General features: G+C 37.3%; 26 protein-coding genes and 3 tRNA genes. 21 read left to right on the top strand and 8 right to left on the bottom strand.

The genetic code is table 11. The features are described from left to right. Nucleotides 1-9: 9 nt before the first annotated feature. The 3 genes from IPG37_03040 to IPG37_03030 form a co-directional block, all read right to left on the bottom strand. Entirely contained in the window at nt 10-321 is a 312-nt protein-coding gene (locus IPG37_03040; GenBank protein QQR53408.1) for a hypothetical protein, read from the bottom strand. Between the two features lie 152 nt (nt 322-473). Then, nucleotides 474-1,121, bottom strand: a complete 648-nt coding sequence (locus IPG37_03035) for a hypothetical protein (protein QQR53407.1) — start codon at nt 1,119-1,121, stop codon at nt 474-476. 31 nt (nt 1,122-1,152) lie between these two features. Next, nucleotides 1,153-1,752, bottom strand: a complete 600-nt coding sequence (locus IPG37_03030; GenBank protein ID QQR53406.1) for a hypothetical protein — start codon at nt 1,750-1,752, stop codon at nt 1,153-1,155. 108 nt (nt 1,753-1,860) lie between these two features. Here IPG37_03030 and IPG37_03025 point away from each other — a divergent pair, with 108 nt between their 5' ends. The 21 genes from IPG37_03025 (at nt 1,861) to IPG37_02925 (ending at nt 18,980) form a co-directional block, all read left to right on the top strand. After that, a complete protein-coding gene (locus IPG37_03025; protein QQR53405.1) occupies nt 1,861-3,327 on the top strand; it encodes an ATP-binding protein in 1,467 nt (488 codons plus the stop codon). Nucleotides 3,328-3,426: 99 nt separating this feature from the next. Further along, nucleotides 3,427-3,639: a 50S ribosomal protein L31 gene (gene rpmE / locus IPG37_03020; protein QQR53404.1), complete on the top strand. Its 213-nt coding sequence runs from the start codon at nt 3,427-3,429 to the stop codon at nt 3,637-3,639. Between the two features lie 20 nt (nt 3,640-3,659). After that, nucleotides 3,660-4,730 carry a peptide chain release factor 1 gene (prfA, locus tag IPG37_03015; GenBank protein QQR53403.1) on the top strand — a complete coding sequence of 357 codons (1,071 nt, stop codon included), beginning with the start codon at nt 3,660-3,662 and terminating at the stop codon, nt 4,728-4,730. A 191-nt stretch (nt 4,731-4,921) separates the two neighbouring features. Continuing rightward, nucleotides 4,922-6,154 carry a serine--tRNA ligase gene (gene serS / locus IPG37_03010; protein QQR53402.1) on the top strand — a complete coding sequence of 411 codons (1,233 nt, stop codon included), beginning with the start codon at nt 4,922-4,924 and terminating at the stop codon, nt 6,152-6,154. Then, nucleotides 6,145-7,023: a DUF58 domain-containing protein gene (locus tag IPG37_03005; protein QQR53401.1), complete on the top strand. Its 879-nt coding sequence runs from the start codon at nt 6,145-6,147 to the stop codon at nt 7,021-7,023. The genes serS and IPG37_03005 overlap by 10 nt, the downstream gene beginning before the upstream one ends. A 20-nt stretch (nt 7,024-7,043) precedes the next feature. After that, nucleotides 7,044-7,661: a hypothetical protein gene (locus IPG37_03000; GenBank protein ID QQR53400.1), complete on the top strand. Its 618-nt coding sequence runs from the start codon at nt 7,044-7,046 to the stop codon at nt 7,659-7,661. Between the two features lie 10 nt (nt 7,662-7,671). Next, entirely contained in the window at nt 7,672-8,826 is a 1,155-nt protein-coding gene (hemW, locus tag IPG37_02995) for a radical SAM family heme chaperone HemW (protein ID QQR53399.1), read from the top strand. Nucleotides 8,827-8,849: 23 nt separating this feature from the next. Next, on the top strand, nt 8,850-9,311 hold the full coding sequence (locus tag IPG37_02990; GenBank protein ID QQR53398.1) for a pyridoxamine 5'-phosphate oxidase family protein: 462 nt from the start codon (nt 8,850-8,852) through the stop codon (nt 9,309-9,311). A 22-nt stretch (nt 9,312-9,333) separates the two neighbouring features. Beyond that, nucleotides 9,334-10,650, top strand: coding sequence for a hypothetical protein (locus IPG37_02985; protein ID QQR53397.1), 1,317 nt, complete (start codon nt 9,334-9,336; stop codon nt 10,648-10,650). Between the two features lie 72 nt (nt 10,651-10,722). Beyond that, nucleotides 10,723-10,809 (top strand) — tRNA-Leu (locus IPG37_02980). A 45-nt stretch (nt 10,810-10,854) separates the two neighbouring features. Then, on the top strand, nt 10,855-12,405 hold the full coding sequence (secD, locus tag IPG37_02975; GenBank protein QQR53396.1) for a protein translocase subunit SecD: 1,551 nt from the start codon (nt 10,855-10,857) through the stop codon (nt 12,403-12,405). A 14-nt stretch (nt 12,406-12,419) separates the two neighbouring features. After that, nucleotides 12,420-12,496, top strand: a tRNA-Met gene (locus IPG37_02970). Between the two features lie 19 nt (nt 12,497-12,515). Next, on the top strand, nt 12,516-13,106 hold the full coding sequence (gene pgsA / locus IPG37_02965) for a CDP-diacylglycerol--glycerol-3-phosphate 3-phosphatidyltransferase (protein ID QQR53395.1): 591 nt from the start codon (nt 12,516-12,518) through the stop codon (nt 13,104-13,106). Further along, the gene (locus tag IPG37_02960; protein ID QQR53394.1) at nt 13,106-13,669 is read left to right on the top strand and encodes a glycerol-3-phosphate acyltransferase; all 564 of its coding nucleotides are present in this window, start codon (nt 13,106-13,108) and stop codon (nt 13,667-13,669) included. The genes pgsA and IPG37_02960 overlap by 1 nt, the downstream gene beginning before the upstream one ends. Nucleotides 13,670-13,929: 260 nt before the next feature. Then, the gene (locus tag IPG37_02955) at nt 13,930-15,030 is read left to right on the top strand and encodes a hypothetical protein (GenBank protein QQR53393.1); all 1,101 of its coding nucleotides are present in this window, start codon (nt 13,930-13,932) and stop codon (nt 15,028-15,030) included. 273 nt (nt 15,031-15,303) lie between these two features. Next, nucleotides 15,304-15,816, top strand: coding sequence for a hypothetical protein (locus IPG37_02950; protein QQR53392.1), 513 nt, complete (start codon nt 15,304-15,306; stop codon nt 15,814-15,816). Nucleotides 15,817-15,926: 110 nt separating this feature from the next. Continuing rightward, on the top strand, nt 15,927-16,547 hold the full coding sequence (locus tag IPG37_02945; GenBank protein ID QQR53391.1) for a hypothetical protein: 621 nt from the start codon (nt 15,927-15,929) through the stop codon (nt 16,545-16,547). A gap of 64 nt (nt 16,548-16,611) precedes the next feature. Next, nucleotides 16,612-17,178 carry a hypothetical protein gene (locus tag IPG37_02940; protein QQR53390.1) on the top strand — a complete coding sequence of 189 codons (567 nt, stop codon included), beginning with the start codon at nt 16,612-16,614 and terminating at the stop codon, nt 17,176-17,178. Between the two features lie 40 nt (nt 17,179-17,218). Then, nucleotides 17,219-17,833: a hypothetical protein gene (locus IPG37_02935; protein QQR53389.1), complete on the top strand. Its 615-nt coding sequence runs from the start codon at nt 17,219-17,221 to the stop codon at nt 17,831-17,833. A 40-nt stretch (nt 17,834-17,873) separates the two neighbouring features. After that, a complete protein-coding gene (locus tag IPG37_02930; GenBank protein QQR53388.1) occupies nt 17,874-18,476 on the top strand; it encodes a hypothetical protein in 603 nt (200 codons plus the stop codon). Between the two features lie 39 nt (nt 18,477-18,515). After that, nucleotides 18,516-18,980 (top strand): hypothetical protein, encoded by a 465-nt coding sequence (locus IPG37_02925; GenBank protein QQR53387.1) that lies wholly within the window; start codon nt 18,516-18,518, stop codon nt 18,978-18,980. 12 nt (nt 18,981-18,992) lie between these two features. On the opposite strand, the gene glmS is transcribed toward IPG37_02925, so the two are convergent. From glmS to IPG37_02900, 5 genes are all read right to left on the bottom strand, one after another. Further along, nucleotides 18,993-20,828, bottom strand: coding sequence for a glutamine--fructose-6-phosphate transaminase (isomerizing) (glmS, locus tag IPG37_02920; protein ID QQR53386.1), 1,836 nt, complete (start codon nt 20,826-20,828; stop codon nt 18,993-18,995). A gap of 105 nt (nt 20,829-20,933) precedes the next feature. Then, nucleotides 20,934-21,380, bottom strand: coding sequence for a 30S ribosomal protein S9 (gene rpsI, locus IPG37_02915; protein QQR53385.1), 447 nt, complete (start codon nt 21,378-21,380; stop codon nt 20,934-20,936). 92 nt (nt 21,381-21,472) lie between these two features. Continuing rightward, nucleotides 21,473-21,548: transfer RNA gene (locus IPG37_02910), tRNA-Thr, on the bottom strand. Between the two features lie 53 nt (nt 21,549-21,601). Next, nucleotides 21,602-21,955, bottom strand: a complete 354-nt coding sequence (locus IPG37_02905; GenBank protein ID QQR53384.1) for a TraR/DksA C4-type zinc finger protein — start codon at nt 21,953-21,955, stop codon at nt 21,602-21,604. Between the two features lie 22 nt (nt 21,956-21,977). Further along, nucleotides 21,978-22,454: a nucleoside deaminase gene (locus tag IPG37_02900; protein ID QQR53383.1), complete on the bottom strand. Its 477-nt coding sequence runs from the start codon at nt 22,452-22,454 to the stop codon at nt 21,978-21,980. Nucleotides 22,455-22,456: the final 2 nt, after the last annotated feature.

The following is a 22,456-nucleotide window of genomic DNA, read 5'->3' as shown; positions in this document are numbered from 1 at the left end:
ACTGATCATTTACTTGTATTTGTATACAAAATAATACACCAGTGCGCTGACAAGAACAAGTGCGGCTAATTTTGAATATGCGCGAAGCCGAGTAAGTATTGAATGGTCAGTGTAAACTATCGCATCTTCATCATCGTCTTCATCTGCAAGCTCTTTATCATGTTTATTTGAATCATTGATATTTCTTTTTTGTTTTTTCGCAGAAGCTTTTACCAGGGTAGCTATCACGTTGGCTTTATTTTGATTTTCAACCGGAACAACCTCATTGCACAGCACAACAGTACAGATGAAAAAAAAATAAATAGATAAAGAGATAATCATTGCTATATAAATTTCATTATTTAAAGGGTTGTTTTTTATTTAGATACGAATATAAAAAAATAATAGTCATAAAGCAAATCTTTCTGACTTGTGACTATTATTTTTACTTGTCCATTACAAAATTTGATACCATACAGATACAACTATTACCATCAGTATTCAATATATTCCTCAATAACTGGTGTAACCTCAGCAGTAAAAAAGTCAACGGTAACTTGAGATAGATCAATATCTAGATATAACTTTGAAAAATCCCGATATCCCTGTCTATAAGTAGGACAGTTTGCCCCTGAAAGACTTTCATTTATTGCTTTCGCAAGATTTTTCAATGGTATCGACCCTTGAATTTTATTCATCATGCGAATAACGCACCCCTGCTCGTCACGCAGTTTTGAAGCTACTGGCATAGAAATTTCAATCGCATACTGATTAAAAAACAGCGTTGCAACATTTTTTAATGTTGCTTGATAGAGAAAGATTTTTTGAGGAACACTGTTCACTGGACAACAGTTCTCTTCTAAGCACTTTTTTATAAAACCTTGCATATACCATTGTTCAGCGCTCTCCAAAGGTGATTGCATGTCAATTGATGCTTCTACAAAAGGCAAGCACCTCGCCTCAAGTTCTTCCAATCTAACAGTTTCATACATATTCAAAAACAGGTTATTCGCCTTAATATAACAGTATGAAGGCCCCAATAAATACGGTCCTCGTTTTTCACTAGACACAACCCCTTCCATGGCTTTGCTCTGTTGTAGTACACCTATAACTAATATACTTGTTAAAAATATTTTCTTCATGTGCAACCTTTCATTACATGACAAACAAGCCTTATTTTCTACTTTTATAGTCTGGAATGCAAAAGTTTTCATCTGTCAATCCAGCGACCTCTAAATCTTTTTTGAAGTGGCTTTTTAATTGTTCAGTCGTAAAGAGTATAAGTTTTTCATTGGAATTGAATTGTTTTACTAAATTTTTCCCACTTGTAACATTAAGCTCGAGTTGCGTATATAATGCAAATGCTTCAGGATATTTCCATGCAAAAGCCTTATCACAACCTCCTGCTGCTGAAACAAGATAAGGGCACTCGTGCGTTTTGCGCCATGCTATCATTGCACTTGCAATGGTTAAACCGGTTTGAATTAATTCATATTTTTCAACTTCAGAGAGGTCATAAAAAACCTGTTCATTTGAGACTTCAAGCGCGGCGTTTATAGCTTTTTTGTCAATATCGTATGACTCTAAAAAGCTTATAAATGTTGCCTTTTGATCTGCAGGAACCTTTTTTTCATAAAAATTTTGCCCTCTTTGAAATAAAAAAATCCATCCTGAGTAGCAATTATACGGTTTTTTATATTCTATAAGCGCAAAGAATGGGATACTAAAGAGTTGTAAAAATAGCAAAATAGTGAAAATTCTTGTTTTTTTCATTGTTTTCTGTATTTTTTTATATAATGAAAATATGTTTTATTGTACATGTTAAAATATAATAAAAATCTTGATTATATCAACCATTTTTTACAGTTCAATTGGGATTTTATGAGCAAACCTTGCTTTAACTTTAAACTTGATGCTAATTATACATTCATCATTTTAGTCATACCTCTGACTTTGAGTCTTCAAATTTCAGTTTGTAATGCCCCTAAAATCGATTTAAGTTCAATCGTTTTACCTAAAGAGCTATCTCCAATCGCAGTAAAAATAGACCTTGCAGGATCTGCAAAAGACATCGATTTTGAAAAAGTTGGCCAAGGAGTTGGGAAAGTATTAGTTTCCTCATTAAAAAATGTAGGCAGTGCAATGAACGAGGGAACAGGTGAATGGAGTCAACACGCAGCTATGGCTGGAAATAACGTTGGCAATGCACAGGTTGCATTTTTAACAGGAATGGCAAACGGTGCGGAGCAGGCTGCTCCGCAAATACGTAAAATTGGGCGCTCTTATTTTGGGTCCTTTTTTGATCTGCGAGATATTGCTTCGTACGCAATTAATGTTGGTATAGGATTTGCTATCTCTGCAAGTCTTTATTATGGTGTACGTCTTCTATGGACAACGTTTGAAACATTTGTACTTCAAAAAATGAGAGAGCCAAAAGTTCTAATACGCAAGAAAATGGGTATCTTAGACCGCATAAAAAGTTGGTTTTGGCCTGAGCAACAATGCACAATGATCTTGGATGATGAAGTGAAAGATCGTTTGTTAAAACTTGTACGTGTGACAAAAACAACCAATACTCGCCTAAGGAAAAGAAAACACAATAGACTATTTTATAAAAATATTTTACTGTGGGGGCCGCCTGGCACAGGCAAAACTATGTTTGCACGATATTTGGCTCACGAATCGGGCATGGATTTTGCAGAAACAACCGGCGGAGCCTTTTTCCAAGATGGAGCAGGCATACAGGCAATTGACTCATTGTTCGACTGGGCAGAAGCCTCTGACAATGGGTTGGTAATTTTTATAGACGAAGCAGATTCACTTTTTGTTGATCGATCCTTATTGACTGCCGGTAGCCTGGAACATAGAGTGGTAAATCACTTTCTCAATCGGCTTGGACAAGCAAGTCAGAAGTTTCTTCTTGTTGCTGCCACAAATCATAAAGTTGTTCTTGATTCAGCCATGCAAAGACGCATTCAGGAGCTTATCTATATGCCTTTACCTTCTTTAAAAACAAGAAAGGAGCTTATAGAGTTTAAAGTGAAAGAGCTTTTTGAAATCGAATATGACACATTGACACAGCAAGCATTAAAGCAGCTATTTTCAAATGAAAGAAATCTGTTTATAGCACAACTGGTCAATGGCTTTAGTCACGCTGATATCGTTAGTATGTTTGAAGTTGTTAAAACGGAGCTTGAGCTTTTGGAAGAACAAAATTCTCTAGAAAAGCTCTATGTTATAATTGATAATCTGGTAACCGATATTGTTACTAAATATATAGATAAGGCAAAAAGTTTCACGATTTCGAAACAGGAAGAGATGTTTGTAGGAAAAAGGGTTCCAAATTAAGAAACTTTACTTTACAAGTAATGTATATATTGGTAAATTTGTATTAATTTTATTGGCGATTTTGTAAAATACAAATATTGTAACTTTCAAGGTTCTTTTATGAAAAAAAATATCCATCCAGAATTATTTGATGTAATGGTTCATTGTACATGTGGAAACGAATTCAAAACCAGGTCAACAAAACAGGACCTCAAAGTCACTTTATGCTCAGAATGCCACCCATTTTATACTGGTGCACAAAAGTTTGTTGACACTGCTGGTCGCATAGAAAAATTTGAAAAGCGTTATCAGAAAAGTAATAAAAAATTCTAGACACAGTTTTTGAGGTGGAAATGGATGTTGATTGGGGGCTGCTTGCAAAGAAAAAAACTGAACTTGAACATCGTATTGCCTCTTCTGATATTGGCTCCTCAGATCGTATCGAATTACAAAAGAAACTTGCTAAGCTCGGCAAGTTTCTTTTGTTAAAAGAAGAGATACGAAGGCATGAGCTTGCTGCCGAAAAAATCAGGCAGGAGTTGCTCTACTTGACCGACTCAGAAATGAAATCTTTGTTTGAGCAAGAACTTTTGAAAGTTATAGCAGAACTTGAAGAACAAAGAGAGATTTTAGAGAATGCTCTCATTCCAGCAGACGAACATGACAATAGATCAGTTTTTTTGGAAATTCGTGCAGGGACAGGCGGGCAGGAAGCAGCGCTTTTTGCTGCAGACCTCATAAAAATGTATACTAATTATGCTCTAAAAAAAGGCTGGCGCGTTTCTCTAGTAGATGAAAGTCTAACAGACCTTGGTGGGGTACGCGAAGCAGTCATGCACATTGAAGGCGAAAATGTCTACGCTCATCTTAAATTTGAAGCAGGGGTACATCGAGTGCAACGTGTTCCCAAAACAGAAACTGCAGGCCGAGTACATACCTCAACGGCAACGGTCGCCGTACTGCCAGAAGCGGAGGAAGTAGACGTAAATATCAATCCAGCAGATCTCAGGATCGACGTTTATCGAGCAAGTGGTGCGGGAGGCCAACACGTAAATACTACCGATTCTGCAGTACGCATTACACATATTCCTAGTGGCGTAGTTGTTGCATGCCAAGACGAAAGATCACAACATAAAAATAAGGCCAAAGCGCTTAAAATGTTGCAATCGCGAATCTTAGCCTTTGAAAAAGAAAGGCAACATGCAGAAGTTGGTGCTCAACGAAAAGAGATGGTCGGGTCCGCGCAACGTTCGGAAAAAATTAGAACCTATAACTTTCCGCAAAATCGTGTTACTGATCATCAAGTTGATATTACATTAAAAAAGCTTGATTATATTATGGCTGGTGATTTAGACGATCTGATTATACCTTTGCAAAAGGCTGATCTCGAGCGACGAAAGAAAGGTGCTGTATTGGATGTTTAAAAACCGCAGACTTTTAAAGCTCTTTTTATCAAACCTCTTAGGTACAAGTCCCTTCTCTCACAGATACCGTGCTTTGAAAATAGCTTTTCTAAACAGCGTGTATTATCTTCTGATACTGAAATGCTTTGGCCAAATTCCTTTTTTTAGGGTATACTGTTCTCATTGTAATTAGTTTTTGAAAGGGTTAAACGATGATTGATTTAAATTTATTTCATGACGATCCAGAACGCATTATCAAGCAACTTAAAAGAAAAGACCCATCTTTTGATGGAGAAAAACTATATCGGTATTATATAGGCCTAAAAAACTTAAAGATTGAACTTGATAAATTACGCCAAGAAAAAAACGAACTTGCAAGTCAGGCAAAACAAGGTTTGACCGACCAGATGCGTCAAAAATCTTTACAACTTGGGCAGATGATCAAAGAAAAAGAAAGTTCATTAGCTGAATTAGAAAGTGATTTTAACGCTTTATATCTAACGGCGCCAAATATTCCTTTCCAAGATCTTCCTGATGGTGGCAAAGAGGCAAATCTGGTGGTAAGAGAATGGGGCGCTAAACCTGTATTCAATTTTGAACCATTACATCATGTTGCATTGAATGAAAAGCTAGGCTGGTTCGACTTTAAAACAGCGGCAAAAATGACTGCTTCAAACTTTGCATTTTATCGTGGCGACGGGGCTCGCTTGATTTATGCTTTGGGCATGCTGATGCTTAGAAATAATATCAAGCATGGTTTTGAGGTAGTTTTACCTCCCTTTTTTATCAACGAAGAATCTTTAACGATATCAGGTAATTTCCCAAAATTTAGAGATCAGGTGTACCATATTGATGCAGATGCACTTTTTTTAACACCTACCTCTGAAGTAAATATTGCCAATATGTATCGAGATCATATTTTTGACGAACAAGAGCTCCCTCTCTCTTTTACCGCGTTTACCAGCTGCTTTCGAAGGGAAGCTGGCACTTATGGGTCAGCAGAAAGGGGATTAATCCGAATTCATCAGTTTGAAAAGGTGGAAGTATACGTAATTTGTGAACCAGGAAAATCTGCCGCAGAGCTAGAGCGAATGATTGCCTGCGCAGAAGATATTCTAAAAACATTAGGACTTCATTATCGTGTTAGCTTGCTTGCAGCACAAGACTGTTCCTTTCAATCAGCAAAGACATACGATATCGAAGTATGGTTGCCTGGCCAAAAGCAGTATTATGAAGTATCTTCCGCAAGTAACTGTACAGATTTTCAAGCCCGTCGGGGTTTGATGAGATATAAATGTGAAGGAAAAAACAGGTTTGTACATACGCTCAATGCGTCATCTTTAGCACTTCCTCGCCTTATGGTTGCCTTGTTGGAACAATATCAACAGGAAGATGGAACCATTGCTCTGCCTGAAGTGTTAAAAAAAGAGGGCTTATGGTTATAGAAAGGTCATCTAGTAACCTCTCTGCCGAAACATTATCAAAAATTAAACAGCTTACGTTTTGCACAAGACGCATGATTAGAAATCAGATGGCGGGGGGAGCGCGATCAAAAATTAAGGGAATAGGCTTTGATTTTGATGCATTACGCGAATATCAGATGGGTGATGACATCCGTTTTATTGATTGGCATGCTTCAAATAGAATGTCGCAATTATTGGTAAAACAGTTTTATCAAGAAAAAGATCATACCATCATGTTGGTCATTGATATTTCTGCGTCACTTTTTTATGGTACAAGCATTTCAAAACGTGAACTTATTTCTGAGATAGCTTATGCGATTGCGTTAATTGCAATACATACAAAAGATGCATTAGGACTTATCTTGTTTTCAGAAGAGATTGAACTCTATATCCCGCCAAGCAAACTACGTAATCGGCTTAATGTTATTTTAGAGGCACTTTTTTCTTGGCAACCAAAGGGCAAAAGAACAGCAAGTAAACCTGTATACGAGTGTTTAATGAAACACAATAAGAAAAATCAACTTGTATTTTGGTTTTCTGATTGCATAGAAAATGAATTCATTTCAAGCATAAAAAACTTGCCTGCCCGTCATGATGTGTATGTATTACGGTATCTAGATAAGTTTGAAAGAACATTTCCCTCAATCGGGACCATCTGGATTGAAGATGTTGAGCAGAATCTGTCTCGCTTTGTTACGCTTGACCATACACACACAACCTGTTTACAAAATCGAGTACAAGAACAGAACGAACTAATTAAGAGGTCTGGTTGTAAGATGATAGATATAAACAATTTCAATGATGCATTGCAAAAAGTTATTGCATTATTCAGCAAGCGCATGCGAATGTAGATTACTAGGAAGGACGTTGCATGATACAGGATGAAAAAGGGGTTTATGATCTTTATTCAACTTTATATAAACCTTTTTGGTCTACCAGCTGGTTTTGGTATTTTTGTGGTTTTTTAGTCTTCATTGTAAGCATCTTTTTATTTTTCTATTTAATATCTCATTTTAAGAAACATATAAAAAGAAGATTTTCATTGCGAGCAGAAGTAGTTAAGCAGCTACGTCATATGAAACAACAACAGACAAACAGATTTTATATACAAAACTCCTACCTCTTTTACCAAGAACTTGGATTAGTCTTTCGTACATTTTTAACTTCTATACATCAAGTCCAGTTAACCCATTTAACAGAAGTTGAGCTTAGTCATCATATGTCAGAATGTAAATACTGTTTAACATTATATATAGAGTCATGCATGCGCTGCAAGCAACTTGCTGTAGATCAACATAATATCATAAAAATCGGCAATATGCATTTCTTAACTGAGTCAGAAAAACACTTCCATGATGAGTTCGTAACAATGCTAAATCGAATTTATACAGTCAAGTATACTAGTGAGATCGTTGCACATGAACTTGCTAGCAAAGATTTTCAATTTGTAATATCTTTAGTTTCATATACCTATAATCAAAAAATATAGCAGGCAGTCTATGAATTTTGATTATGAAACTCCCTTTAGATCACTGTATATCCATTGGCCATTTTGTCCATACAGGTGTCACTTTTGCCCCTTTGTTGCACTGGCGGGACAAGATGAATATATGCTACAATATCATGATGCATTAGTAAAAGAGATACAGTATTTTTTTGATCACTATAGATTGGTACAACAGGAAATAGACACTGTATTTTTGGGAGGGGGTACGCCCAGTACCTATCCAACCGACCTTTTACTTGATACGTTTATTATACTAAAAAAAAATCTGCATTTTCAGAAGGATGCAGAAATAACTATTGAGGTCAATCCTGGTACTGTTATAGAAAAGCAGGTTCTAGAATGGGTTAAGATGGGAATTAACAGAGTCAGTGTTGGTGTACAAAGTTTGAAAGATGGCGTTTTACACGAGCTAAACCGTATGCAAACAAAACAACAGGTCATAACCTTAATGGACTTTCTTCCTCATTACATTGAAAATATCTCTGTAGATCTCATTATGGGACTTCCAGGGGTTTTGTTGCAAGATTGGCAGTCATATTTGCAAGAGATCATAACGTGGCCGATTAAGCATATTTCTGTGTATTTTCTGACTATTCACGAAGATACGAAACTTTTTTTTACTATAGAAAAAGGGAAAGTCAGTCTCCCTTCTGATGATTATATGTTAGAATGTTACGAATGGACAGTCGATTTTTTAAAAAAAAATGGCTTTGAGCAGTATGAATTATCAAACTTTGCACGCGTTGGTTATCAATCAAGGCATAATTCAATCTATTGGGATCGCAAACCATTTAAAGCATTCGGTCTGGGTGCATGCTCTTTTGATGGAAAGGCACGAATGCAAAATGAAAAAAATCTACAAAGTTATCTCAAATATGTTGCAACAAAAGAGCCATTACTTTATTATGAAACGCTAACAGTTCAACAGATACGCCTTGAAAAGGCTTTGTTGGGGTTAAGACGGTCGATTGGTGTATGTTTGAATGAAATATCATTGTATCTATCAGAGGAACAAAAATTAAAATTGAATGAAGAAATTTGCCAGTTGTGTGAGGCAGGCTTTATGACATCTGATGGTAAAGTTATACGTCTTACACAACGAGGTTTAATAGTAGAAAATCAGATTCTTGCACGACTTAGTATCTAAATATTTTTAAAGGAGTACCATTTATGGCAAAACATGTTGGAGTAAAACTATCTGAAGATCTTTTAGATTTGTTGATGAAGGGTACAACGGTAGGTGTCCTTGCAACTTTTTCAGAAAAAGGTGTGCCAAATACTACTCCTATTCAATGTATCTATCCAAAAGGACTTGAAAGCCTGCTCATGACCATTCATAAAAATCACACAGGTTATCAAAATATGGTTTGGCAAAAAAAGGTTATGCTCTCGTTTATGGATAGTGATAATATCGCTTATAGTATTTTAGGTCGGGCCGGAGTTGTCAAAGCTCCTTCACAGGTACACCCTTTGATGAATGTTGTTCGAATTGATATTATAGACATTAAGAGTGATCGATCGGTCTTGACAAGAATTACCTCTGGTATACGTTGGGAATATGCATCTTGGGAAGCAGAAGAGTTTTCGATAGCTCTTTTACAGGAACTGAAAGAGTTAGCTCAAACACTTTAAATATTGTTCAGAAGGAACGCTTTTGAAAATACAAAAAAGCATAATCTCAACAGCTTTATATGTTGGCGTATGTGTTTCTTTGGGATCATGGTCGTCTGGAGTTGCAAACGAACAGGCAAAACAATTGCAAGAAGATGGTGGGACCGAAAATAAATCGACCGATAATAGATCAATTGAAGCATTACAGGCGGTACTGGCTAACTTACAAAATGACCAATCCCAAAATGAGCTCCCGATACAAAGGGGCTTAGGCAGTGAAAAAAAAGACACAATTTTTGTGTCAAACGATACCAAAGAATCTGAACATAACGAACTTAAAAATCAAGATAGTCAGGTTGATGGGAATGTAAATAGCAAAGTAGAGCTTACTAAGAGCAACCAGGTCCCGGCGGCTGAAAATGTAGATTCCGATCCATCAGCCAGAATGATTGCTGAAGAAGAAAGAGTTGGGTTAGACACTATCAATCTTCCAGAAGGACAAGGAAATTGGCTTTATAAAACGATTTATTATGAGCGCTCACAAAATAGCTACGAAAAAACACATAAACTAGTTGATCAGATTTGGGACTTACGAGTTACTTTTTTTAATCAACGATCTGAACTCGATCGAACCGTCTTAGATCCATTTTACATTGGTATCGGACTACGCCAAGGTGAATTACAACAGATTATATCTGATATATCCAATCGTTTGGAATTAGAACGCACAAAACAGGGAGAACTTAATATTCAGGAGCGAGAGCTGCTCGGAGACATTAAGGCTGAACACGTAATGCTCGAACAGTTAAGTATACGAATCAAAACTATTTCTGACCTGGATCATGCGCTAGATGATGCACTCGACAAGTTAATGGATCAGATTACAAAAGCAAGAGGGTATGAAAAGGAAGCATGGGAGAATTTTAAAAAAGTTTCTCAAATTCTAAGTGATACAAAGGCACGAGAGCTCTATTATGCCATGGATATTCAGATGCGTAATATTAAGGACATTTATAAATATCTTGATAATGACTTCAGAGCCTATTTTTCTAATACAGTAAACCGTTTGACTCAAGAAATAAAACAGGTTGAAACTGAGATATCAAAACTTAAAGAACAGGGTATCGATTTTAAAAAGCAAGTTGATATGCTTGCAGATACTGTAATAAAACAACAGAAAACGACCACAGAAGAAAAAGAAGGTGACACTGGTAAAATTGATAATGACGAGAGTGAGGAAAATGGTGGGAAAGAATCAATAAAAAAGGGATTTTTTTATAATATGCTAGATCTCCTATCAAGAATAGGAAGTACCATTTCTCTGCCATTTAAGGTTTTATCGGAACTACTTTTTGGATAAAATTTTTCATGACTTCTATATTTTATTTGCTAAAATGTATAAGATATGATAGTTTTTGTTCAAAAAAAGAAAGCCGAAGTGGTGGAATTGGCAGACACACAGCCTTGAGGGGGCTGCGAGAGCGATCTTGTAGGGGTTCGAATCCCCTCTTCGGCACCAGTTATTTTAGTCAAGAAAAAACATGAGAAATTATAAAGGATTTTGATGCAACAGTACGCAAGAAAAGTACTCTTTTCAGAGTTAACTTTGTGGTTATTTATGGCTTTGATATGTGTATATTGGTTATATCCAATAAGAAACGCGTTACGTTTTGGTAGCGACCTAGTTGGGGGAGTATACCTTACCCTGCAAGTACAAGTTGATAAGGCGGTGGAAGCGGCCTGTTCCTCTGTAATGAACTCAATGTATATGAATCTAAAAACACAAGGCATCCATGTTTCTGCCAAAGAAATTAAAGACGGAAAAGTTATTTTTACTTTCGCATCGATGAATGAGGCTCAAAAAGCTGCACAAACATTTAAAACACAAAACATTGAGATGAAGGTTGACGCTGTTGGATTAACTGTTATTCTTTCTTTTTCTCCACAAAAACTTGAACGCATCAAATATGATGCAGTTCAAAGAAATATAGAAGTTTTAAGGCTACGATTGGATAAGTTTGGTGTTTCAGAAACCCCAATCGCTCCGCAAGGAGATAAGAATATTGTCATCGAACTTCCTGATGTTTCTGATCCTCAGGCAGCAAAGGAGTTAATAGGAAAAGCTGCACTTTTAGAATTTCGTTTAGTTGACAAAGTTGCTTCCAGCAAAGATGATCTTTTGTACGAAGTGGAAGGCACAGTTGCACATGATAAAGAGATTTTACCAGGCATCATGGAAGGCGGCAGACGCTCTTTTTATCTTGTAGAAAAATATGCACAAGTCACCGGTCGCATGTTGAAGGATGCACGACCTTCTTTAGGGGGACGATCGGGCGTTGAAGCTGTGGTTGAATTTACATTGGACACTGAAGGTGGTGAAAAATTTTATACTTTAACAAATGCAAATTTTGGCAAGCAGTTAGCGATCGTTTTAGACGGTGAAGTCATTAGCGCTCCTGTCATCCATACAGCCATCAAAGATAAAGGTAGTATCACCGGAAATTTTAATACTGAATCAGCAAAATCATTAGCTTTATTGTTAAAATCTGGTGCCTTTGTAGCTCCTGTTACCTTTGAAGAAGAGCGCCAAATAGGTCCTTCGCTTGGCCAAGAAGCACGAACTGCAGGATTAATGTCATGTATGGTTGGCTTTTTATTAATCTTACTGTTTAGCTTCTTTTTCTATAAACTATCAGGATTCTTTGCTTTTTTGGTGTTAGTATATAACATTCTCCTTGTTTTGGTTGGTATGTCTCTTTTAGGTGCAACGTTAACCCTGCCAGGCATTGCCGGTATAGTTTTGACAATAGGTATGGCAATTGATGCTTCGATACTCATTTTTGAAACAATCAAGGAAGAATTATCGCATGGTACTTCAGTGGAAAAAGCAGTGCATGTTGGTTTTTCTGATGCTATGGTGGTGATATTGGATGGCAACTTAACCACCTTTATTGTTGGTGTTGTTTTATATTACTTAGGCTCCGGTCCCGTTCAAGGATTTGCTACAACTTTAATGTTAGGTATTGTTTCAACCTTGATTACAGGCTTGTTTTTCTTGAAATCTTTGTTTAAAATGATGTTACGTAACTTTAATGTTCAAAAGTTATCGATTTAGTTTAAAATTTTAGTGGCGGCGTAGCTCAGTCGGTTAGAGCGGCGGAATCATAATCCGTAGGTCCGGGGTTCGAATCCCTGCGCCGCCACCATATATCAAAAAGGTACGTAATGAATCGGCAATATATGTTAACATTGCCAAATGTTTTGACACTCTTAAGGTTGATTTTGTCTCCTATTTTCATACCGTTCTTATTAGTGTACCTGCTCCCTCTGAACTTCTTTTTCCTTAACGTCTTACTTGCTCTTATCTTTATTCTTTTTGGCCTAACAGATTTTTTTGATGGATATTTTGCTCGAAAGTGGAATCAAGTAACACATTTAGGCGCATTACTCGATCCGATAGCTGATAAATTTCTTTTTTGCTCAACACTAATTTCACTTCTTGCTGCAGGGAAGCTATTCTTTTATTGGGTGATCATACTATTATCACGAGAATTTTTTGTAATGGGAATACGTTTAATTGCATCAGAACGGGGCTATTATATAAAGACGTTATTTATTGCAAAAATCAAAACGGTAGTTGAAGTTTTTTTCATCGCATCCGTTATTATCAATCCATCAACGGTTACCTCCTCTTTTTTTAATAAATGGAATATCATCGAATATCTACTTTTGAATAGTACACTTTTTATCATTGTATTCAGCATATCTCTATTATGTTTTATGTGCAGCCCAGTTTCACGTAAAGATCGGATTTAATGATCAATAAATTTTTCCATTTACTTCTACCAGTTGCTGCTTTTTTGATTGGCGGAATCCCCACAGGATACCTGCTGGGTCGTTTTTATGGAATGCCTGACATAAGACAGCATGGCTCCGGAAACATTGGAGCCTCTAATGCAGGAAGAATTTTCGGCATAACCTCATTTTTAATCGTTTTTTGTATTGATGCCGGAAAAGCATTTCTGTTTTTGTTATTTACACAATCATTTACATCTGATTGGCCAATGATTCTACTAGTGGCATTGTTACTCTTGTTGGGTAACTGTTATTCGCCTTTCTTGGGATTTAATGGTGGAAAAGGCGTTGCCACATTAATGGGAATTGTCGGATACCTTTCATTACCTTTCATGGCAGTACTTTCCATCTGTTGGCTCATATTTTTGTATCTACTCAAGTCTCCCGGATATGCATCTTTACTTTTGATTAGTGGATTACCCGTGGCCAGTATGTTCCTTTTTGCCATACATTGGACCGCTTTTTTTATTTTTGCAGCGCTTTTAATCTTTTACAGACATAAAAAAAACTTATTAGTCAACTAGACCAGTACAAAGATACCCTGTCTACAACCAATAAACTTAATCATACAAAACGGTCAGTAGTTCATTACAAAACAAGCTTAAACTTGTCTCAATTAATGCAAGCCTAAAACACTGACCTAGTGTGAGTTGGAAGTTCAATTGACAAAACAGAATTAATATTGACTATTATAACTTTAAAACTGTATCCTAAACTATAATAGGTCTACAAATAATACCCGGAGAACGCAATGCTTTATAAACGAAACAGATGTTTACTATTCATGTTCCTAGTTTTTGTATCACAATCAGTTGTACAATGTATCCTTGAAGTGAAACATTGGCATGCTGCAAAACAACTCAGTGGGACCACCTGTGGCTATTATGCTCTGGCTCATGCACAGGCAATGCAGAACCTTTTTATGCAGAAAAAACTCATTAATGAAAATACGGTAAAAAAAGAAACGGAAAGGATTTTGAAGTCTACCTTTGGGTTAAATGGCGATAAGGCATTTGAAGAAAGCATAGAGATGCTTGATGCTGCAGACTTTGTAGATATAAAAAAGCTTGATCAAAACAATAACTTAAAAACTCGTATTTTCTCTCTTTTTGATGAAAACAACCGTTTAAAAAACAGTTATCTGATTGAACATAAAGAAACCAATCCCTTTTTCATCATAGACTCATCTGAAGTCGATAATGATGGATACGCTCTGCTGGATATAAAAAAGAAAGATGACCGTCGATTGGTAAACTTTATCTGCAATATTGGTGGGAATAAAGGTGGACACTTTGTTTACATTGGCGTACTCAAAGAAAAAAATAAAGATTCTTATATCATTTACATAGATTCAATCGACCGCAAAGGTTCCACATTCAGGTCTGAGCCTGTCGAAGCTATGCTTAACGTCATACAAAATGCCATAGAAAAAAATATAGTCTTGGTTGAGGCAGTGAATTTTAAAGAACCAACCAACAGACAGGAAGTTGATACATCAGTTGTTCAAAAAGAGCAAAACCACCTTGAACCTATTACAAAAGAAGAGGAAGAAGCACAGTTTCAAGAAGGCATTAAACAAAGCTTGGAACAACAAGCAGGACAACGGGAGCAGGATCAGCCGGAAGAACATGCCTTAACTACCACTATTGAAAACAAACTTCAAGAACAAGAAGCGCTCATGCAAGAGCTTAAAAGTCAGTCCACAAAAAAACAAGGAATTAAAAAGCTCTTTTCTTCAACCAAAAAAATATTACAAAAAGTTGGCCAAACGTTAGACAAACAGATTCAAAAAATAAAGACTGAACTTCGAATGCGGCAAATACGCAATGACGAGCAGATGGCAAGAAGCTTGGCTGCCGAACAACCTGATGTCATTCAACCTTAAAATTGATCATTTTCATTCAAAATACGAGGAGGATAAGTAAAAGTACTTGTCCTCCTTTTTTTTTATCGTCAAACTCAATATAAAATTTCAAACTGAAAACTTTTTATTAAATAGCAAAGTCAAGCGGTCAGAAGTTAAAGCAGCAAATACGCCATACATCCCGATATAATCACGTAAACCTATCATTTTGTATATTTTTTGTAAATTGACATTTTTTTATATTTTTTAATACTAAACTATATATATTAATACTTTAAAATGGAGTGAGACTGTATGAAGTTTAAACTTATTGCCCTTTTGGCTGGATTTTTAGGGACCACTATCACTGAAAAGCTCAAAGCTGAACCGATCACCCCTGAAACGGTACAGAAAGAAGAAAAAGCATCTTCAAAAAAAACAGGAAAACGCCCCCTGCTTAAAAAGCTTTTATCGCATGGCTTTTGTGCCACCGCTGCTGGCGCGGCGTGGTATCTGATTGCGCCACATGGTAACCTTGGCCAAAAAGCGGTCGATGGCGTTATTGGCAAAGTTGTTACCACCGGTATTGACGCAATCGCCGAATCGGAACTTGCAAATCGCTGGTACTCATTACTTTTTGAAGATGAAGAGGCTGATGAGACTGATGAGACTGAAAATGCGAATGAAAAAACTGATACAAAAAAAGATGAAAAGCCAAAAAGCTCACCGTTTAAAAAGCTGGTAACGCTTGGACTGAGCACAACCGCTACCGTCGGACTGACGTACGTGGGCTATAAATGTGCAGAAAAACTGGCGATAGGAAAGTGATTATGTTTGCATTAGCCTGTGGCTGTGATAAAATTTTAAAAAGTAAACGATTTAAAAAGATTAAAATAAGAAAAAGTTAAACAGATAATTTTGAATAAAAAGGAAGAATAATGAAAAAAATAAGTTTAATCGTCATGACTGTGCTATTTTTTGCACAGCACGCACATGCAGACAACCCAACTGAAACAAAAAAAGCAGTAACAAAAGAGGCGGTAGAACAGGTACAAAACGAAACCAAGCCTGAAGAAAAGCAGAAAGTACAGACCTATTCTTTTTTTACAGGTGGAAACCATGAAGTTGATGAACTTTCAGTCAAACAGGCACTCAGGGTTATTGCGGGTTGCTTTATAGTGCATGCATCGACAGAGGTTGCATTGATACCTGGTTTAACTGTTCTATCAAACAGTCCAAAGCCTTTTAACAGTTCAATACCTTGTCATATTTTACTCGCAACTACTGGTTTGAGTTGTGGTTTGTCTTTTAATCCACTTTGCTTAGCATATCAAAGTTTACTGCAGAAGATGGGAAGAAAATTAAAAACCTATTCTGTTGCAAATAAAATAATGTCTGCAAAAATGTGGAACTACTTACCAATGAAAAAGGTATTGACCCAGGCGTTAACGATGGGTGCTGCATTAGCAACGTTAGTAGCCGCCTTAAATATTGGTGCATCAGTTGGTAGTGAATTACAAGACTATTACATCTCTTATAAATGGCCCATTAAATGGTGAAATGCGACACTAACTAGAATCATATGTAAAAAATAAAAACCAGAAGTACTTTGAAAGATTTAACATGAAACGATTAATAGTTGCTATGACTGTGCTATTTTTTGCACGGCATGCACATGCAGACAACCCAACTGAAGTAACACAAGCAATCACACAAACAGCAGCAGAACAGGTAACAAAAGAAGCACAAAAAGAGGTCATGCCGGAAGAAAAGCCGAAAATATACGACCATCCTTTGGTAACACTGGAATTTCGTGAAAGGGATGAGCTTTCTGTCAAACAGGCGCTCAGCATTATTGGCGGTTATTTTTTCCTTCATACATTTCAGCTCACTTTGAATTCGTATCTTAAAAATAAAATCGGAACAGATCGTTGTTATCTGTTACAAGCAATGAGGGTGGCACATTATGGAGTGTATTTCCATCCGATGTATCTGGCGTATCAAAGTTTAATACAGAAACTTGAACGAAAACTAAAAACCTATCCTATTGCCAACAAAATAATGTCTGCAAAAATGTGGAATCACTTCCCATTTATAAAACAGCTTTTAACAGTCGGAGGTGCAGTAGCAACATTAATTGCAGGCACAAATGTTGGTAAATCGATCGGCTATAAAATAAGTCAGCTCTAAAATCTACAAATAAACAACAGAAGTACTTTGAAAGGTTACAATGAAACAATTTATGCTTGGTTTGCTACTGGTTAGCTTTTCTGTACAACTAACATTTTCCGAAGATCCAACGAACTCAATAAAAAATGAGAACGTTGCAGAAAATGTTGTAACTCAAGAAGAAAATAAGCAAGAAAAAGCAAGCAAAACAAAGGCAAAGCCCAAAGTATATCCACTCGCAATAACAACGATAGGAACACACGCACAAGATGAACTTACAACTAAAGACAACCTTGCGATAATGAGTTCCCTTTTGTTATTAAATACATGGTTTAGCGGTATGCTTGATAAAACAAGCGACTCAGCACTTGAACGGCACCTTGCCGATGGGTACAGCTATTTTGCAGCGGCGGCACTCTTTAATCCCCTTTTTCTGCGTTACGAAAGCCTATTTCAAAAAATTGAACGAAAGCTAAGAAAATTCCATTACATAAACAAACTTCTGTCTGCACCATTTTGGAAATACCTACCAATTCAAAGAAGCGGATTGTCGATGATCAGTACCCTTGCAACCATAATCTTAAGTTGTAACGCTGGTCAAAAAGCTGGTAATGCAGCCAAAAATGCGATAGTCAATTTTATGATGACTCATTTTCCAAGCAGACAAACAGCTTGAATATAACACATAAAACAACCGGCTACAGAAAGGACGTCACATGAAAAAGCATCTTGCCATGATTATCTGCGGTATGTTACTTTACCCACAACTAACGTTTACGGAAAATCCAAAAAACCAAACAAAAAATGAGCATACAGAAGACAATATAACCAAAAAGAAGATCAGGCAGGCAATAGACAGGAAAATAAAGCCGAAGCCAAAAATATATCCACTCGTATGGACAACCATGGGAACTAACATACGGGATGAGCTTACAACTAAAAACGCACTTACAATAATCGCTTGTTCTTTTTTATTAAATACAGTTTTTGGCTTTACTTGTAATTATACAATAAGCAACTCGGCAATAGAACGACATCTTAACCATGGTTACAGCTATCTTGCACCTGCAATACTATTTAATCCACTTTTTCTTTGTTACGAAAGCCTATTTCAAAAAATCGAAAGACAGCTAAGAAAATACCATTACATAAACAAAATAATCTCTGCAGATTTTTGGGATTATATACTAGTAGAAAGAGCTCTTCTGTCTATGATAGCTACACTTGCAACCTTGGTTATAAGCTGCAATGCTGGTCAACGAATTGGCAATGCAACTAAAGATGCTATAGCCAATTTTAGAACGAAACAACAACTGTAACACAATGCATCATATACCAAGCTACAGAAAGGACGTCACATGAAAAAGCATCTTGCCATGATTATCTGCGGTATGTTACTTTACCCACAGACACAGGTAGTGGCCTCTATACAAGCAAAAAAAGTTCAAAAACCAGCAAAAATCGACCAACAATACAAAAAAGTCGAGCTTACCTATCTGTGCACGGCATTTCTGACGCATGCTTTGATGAAAGGTCTGCAGAGCGGTATTCCCTCTGCAGGTCGTCAGGATGTAGCCCTTTTTAAAACGGCAACCACCTACATGAGCATTGGCTGCTGGTTTTTTCCTGTTTTAAGTATTGTCAAAAGTAGGCTCAACAAACTGTTTTTAAACCCTACAGAACAGAGTGACGACCAAGAAGCACGGCTACTACCACGTACTTTGAAAGAAGGCATCATTAACTTGGCAAGTTCATGCATTACTGTTGGCCTTTTTGTTGCTGCGTCGTATTGTGGTAAATACGTTGCAAAAAGGACACTTTAAATGGTTGAAACTTTATTCAACCGTCACCGATTTTGCCAGATTGCGTGGTTTGTCAATCGGTCGCTCTAAATGGCGAGCGATTTCATAGACAAAATACTGCATTAAGCCAACGTGGGCCAGAGGAGCCAGCAGCGGATCAACCGTCTCAACTTCCATCCATACATCCGCCAAAGCCTGCAGCTCATGCTGCCCTACAAAGCCAAATGCAACAATATGCGCATCACGGGCCTTTGCTTCGTGCACACTATTGATCAGTTTTTTGTATGCCACCGGGTCAAGCACTGAAAAAACCAGGATCGGCACATGCTGATCAACCAAAGCTAACGGACCATGTTTCAGCTCTCCTGCCGGATACGCTTGAGCAAAAATGTAAGTAATCTCTTTTAATTTTAATGCCGCCTCGAGCGCAAAGGGATAACTGATATGCTTTCCCAAACATATCATATGTTTATACCCGGCATACCAAGGCGCATAGGTATTTTTAATAAGCATCGTATATTTTTGTATTGCTCGCTCCAACACACTGCCAGCAAAAAGAAGTTTTTCAAAAACAGCTGCAAACTTAGGTTGACTCATCAACCCCTTTTTTAAAGCAAGGTAATGAGCAAGCCAGTAAAGCACAACTAACTGTGTTGAAAATGCTTTTGTTGAAGCAACGGCAATTTCAGGGCCGGCCTGCGTCAAAAAACAGAAATGTGTCTGGCGGACTAATGCGCTTGAAGCAACATTTGCAATGCCAAGTGTAGCAAGTTCGTGCTGATTGACCAGTCGCAAAGCCTCCAACGTATCGGCAGTTTCGCCAGACTGTGAAAGAAACAGATAGACAGACTGTGCATCAGGAAAAAAATAAGAATAGCGGAACTCTGAGGCTAGATGTACCGTTGTTGGAATATGTGCGACCTCTTCAAAGAAAAACTTGCCAATCGCCGCCGCATGCCACGAACCACCACAACCAAGCAAAGACATACGACTAGGAATCTCTTTCATAGTATCTGGTAAAAAATCGGATTGCAGGTCGAACGTTCGTAAATATTCAACAGTTCGAGCAATAGCAATTGGCTGTTCATGTATCTCTTTAAGCATGAAATGTTCAAAACCTTCAGTTGAAACTGAACCGCAGAATTTTGAAAGCTTTTTTTCAACAGAAAACACCGGATGACCTGAAAAATCTATAAACGTAACGGTTGAGTCATCACAGAATCCAAAGACATTATCTGGCACAATCGTATAGCGTGAGACGGTTTCATGGAACGCAAGCATATCTGATGCAATACATGAACCGCATTCATCAAATCCAACGGACAAAGGTGATCCTTTGCGCACAAAAAAGATACGGCCAAGCACCTGTTTGAAAACAATCACAAGTGCATAACGCCCTTCAAAAGTTTTTACCAGTTCATGAATGGCCATCAGAGGATCAATAGACTGCAATAATCTTTCTTCTAAAAAATGTGCAATAACTTCGGTGTCAGTCTCTGAAATAAAGGTATGGTGCAGTCCAATAAGGTGCGCTTTGATCGAAACATAGTTCTCAAAAATACCATTATGTACTACAGAAACGGTACGGGTGCAGTCAAAGTGAGGATGAGCGTTAGCAATAGTCTGTTTTCCATGTGTAGCCCAACGGGTATGCCCAATGCCCAAATATCCGTTGAAGGTTGGTTCATTAACCGCTGCCATAAGATGTTGTACGCCACCAACAACTTTTATACATCGTATATTGGTACTGTCTGGATCAACAACAGCAATGCCAGCAGAGTCGTACCCACGGTATTCAAGACGAGCAAGCCCGTCAAGCATATACTGCTTGACGGGCTTTGAACTTATATAACCTACAATGCTACACACTAGAACGCTCCCCTTTTTTAAGAGACGTAAAAATATTAGATATTTATAATTATAAATTCATATAATACCCAGCAATCAAGCACCTTTCAGTGCCCAATTCTATTTTTAACGTTTTACAAATTGGAACTTACGACGAGCACCGCGTTGTCCATATTTTTTGCGTTCTTTTGTACGGGAATCAACGGTCAACAGCCTTTCTTGACGCAACAGACTACGTAAATTTTCATCCATCTGTACAAGGGTTCGTGCAATAGCAAGTTTTACTGCATCCGACTGTCCTGTTTTGCCACCACCAAAAACATTAATCTGAAAATCATAATTTCGTGCTACCGGACATACTGAAAGCGCCTTTGAAGCAGCAATTTTCATGGTGTCTGTATCAAAGTACTGGTCATAATTTAGACCATTTACTACAATTTTGCCATTACCACGTCGTGCCCAAGCACGTGCAACCGCTTTTTTACGTCGACCAGTTGCACCAGATAACGGCACACCTACCAGTTTAATGATTTTTTTAGCGGTAGTATTTTTATTTTTTTCCTGGGTAGTCATCTTATTTATGAACCTTTCTTATTGTTTTTCGGCAATAACTAACCTTTATATCGTAACAAGTGGAATACAAAAGTCAAAATCTTTCAAGAAAATGGAGCCGATGATCGGACTTGAACCGACGACCTACTGATTACGAATCAGTTGCTCTACCAGCTGAGCTACATCGGCACCTATTATGCCCTTATTGTATCAAATTTCAGATATATGTGAAGCTTTTAATGCTACTCTGATACAGCCTGTAAATCTTCATATTCCTCTTGACAACTCAAACAGCGATCAGCATCAGGGAAAGAAAGGAGTCTTTTTTCAGAAATATCATTTCCGCAATCTATACATAAACCGTACGATCCATCATCAAACTTTTTAAGCGCGTGCACAATTCTTTTGTATCGAGCCAAATCCGTATCTTGCAGCGAAGTCCGCAATAACTCCATAGTTGAAAGCAATGCTTGATCTCCCGGATCCTGCACTTGACCATCAGAGAGGGCTTCTTTTGACATCGTATCCAATTTTGCTTCTAAATCCTGTTTAGATTGTAAGAGCTTTTCTTGTACAATTTTAAATTTTTTATCCACAATCAGCCTCCTTTATACATTGCTACAAATGTTCGTCTGACCCTCTTGCACTCCGAAAGAAATTTTTCATCAACACACTGATTTCTTCCTGATAAACCCCAGATAAAATAATCAGCTTTTTCCGATAATCTTCAATATCAGTAGTATACTTTGAAAAACCGTATACTGGTGAATGTACTCCATAAAAAACACCTGCAATTCTACTTAACCTTATCATTCCCATACACATCAGGCAAGGTTCAACCGTAACATAAAGCCAACAATTTTCAAGTCGCCAATTATCCAAATACGTAGCCGCATTACACATAGCTTCACATTCTGCATGCGCAGCCTGTGTGCATTTCTGTTCGACTTTATTAAAACCCTGTCCGATAATATTGCCTGATGCATTTACTACAATCGCACCAATCGGAACTTCATTTTGAGCACATGCAAGCAACGCTAGCTTATAAGCCTCTTTCATAAAAATTATATCATTTTCAGGACCAAAAAAAGACATTT

The organism is bacterium, from assembly GCA_016699125.1.
In the GTDB taxonomy this organism is placed as follows: Bacteria; Babelota; Babeliae; order Babelales; family Vermiphilaceae; genus AWTP1-30.
This window is presented reverse-complemented; position numbering and strand designations above follow the sequence as displayed.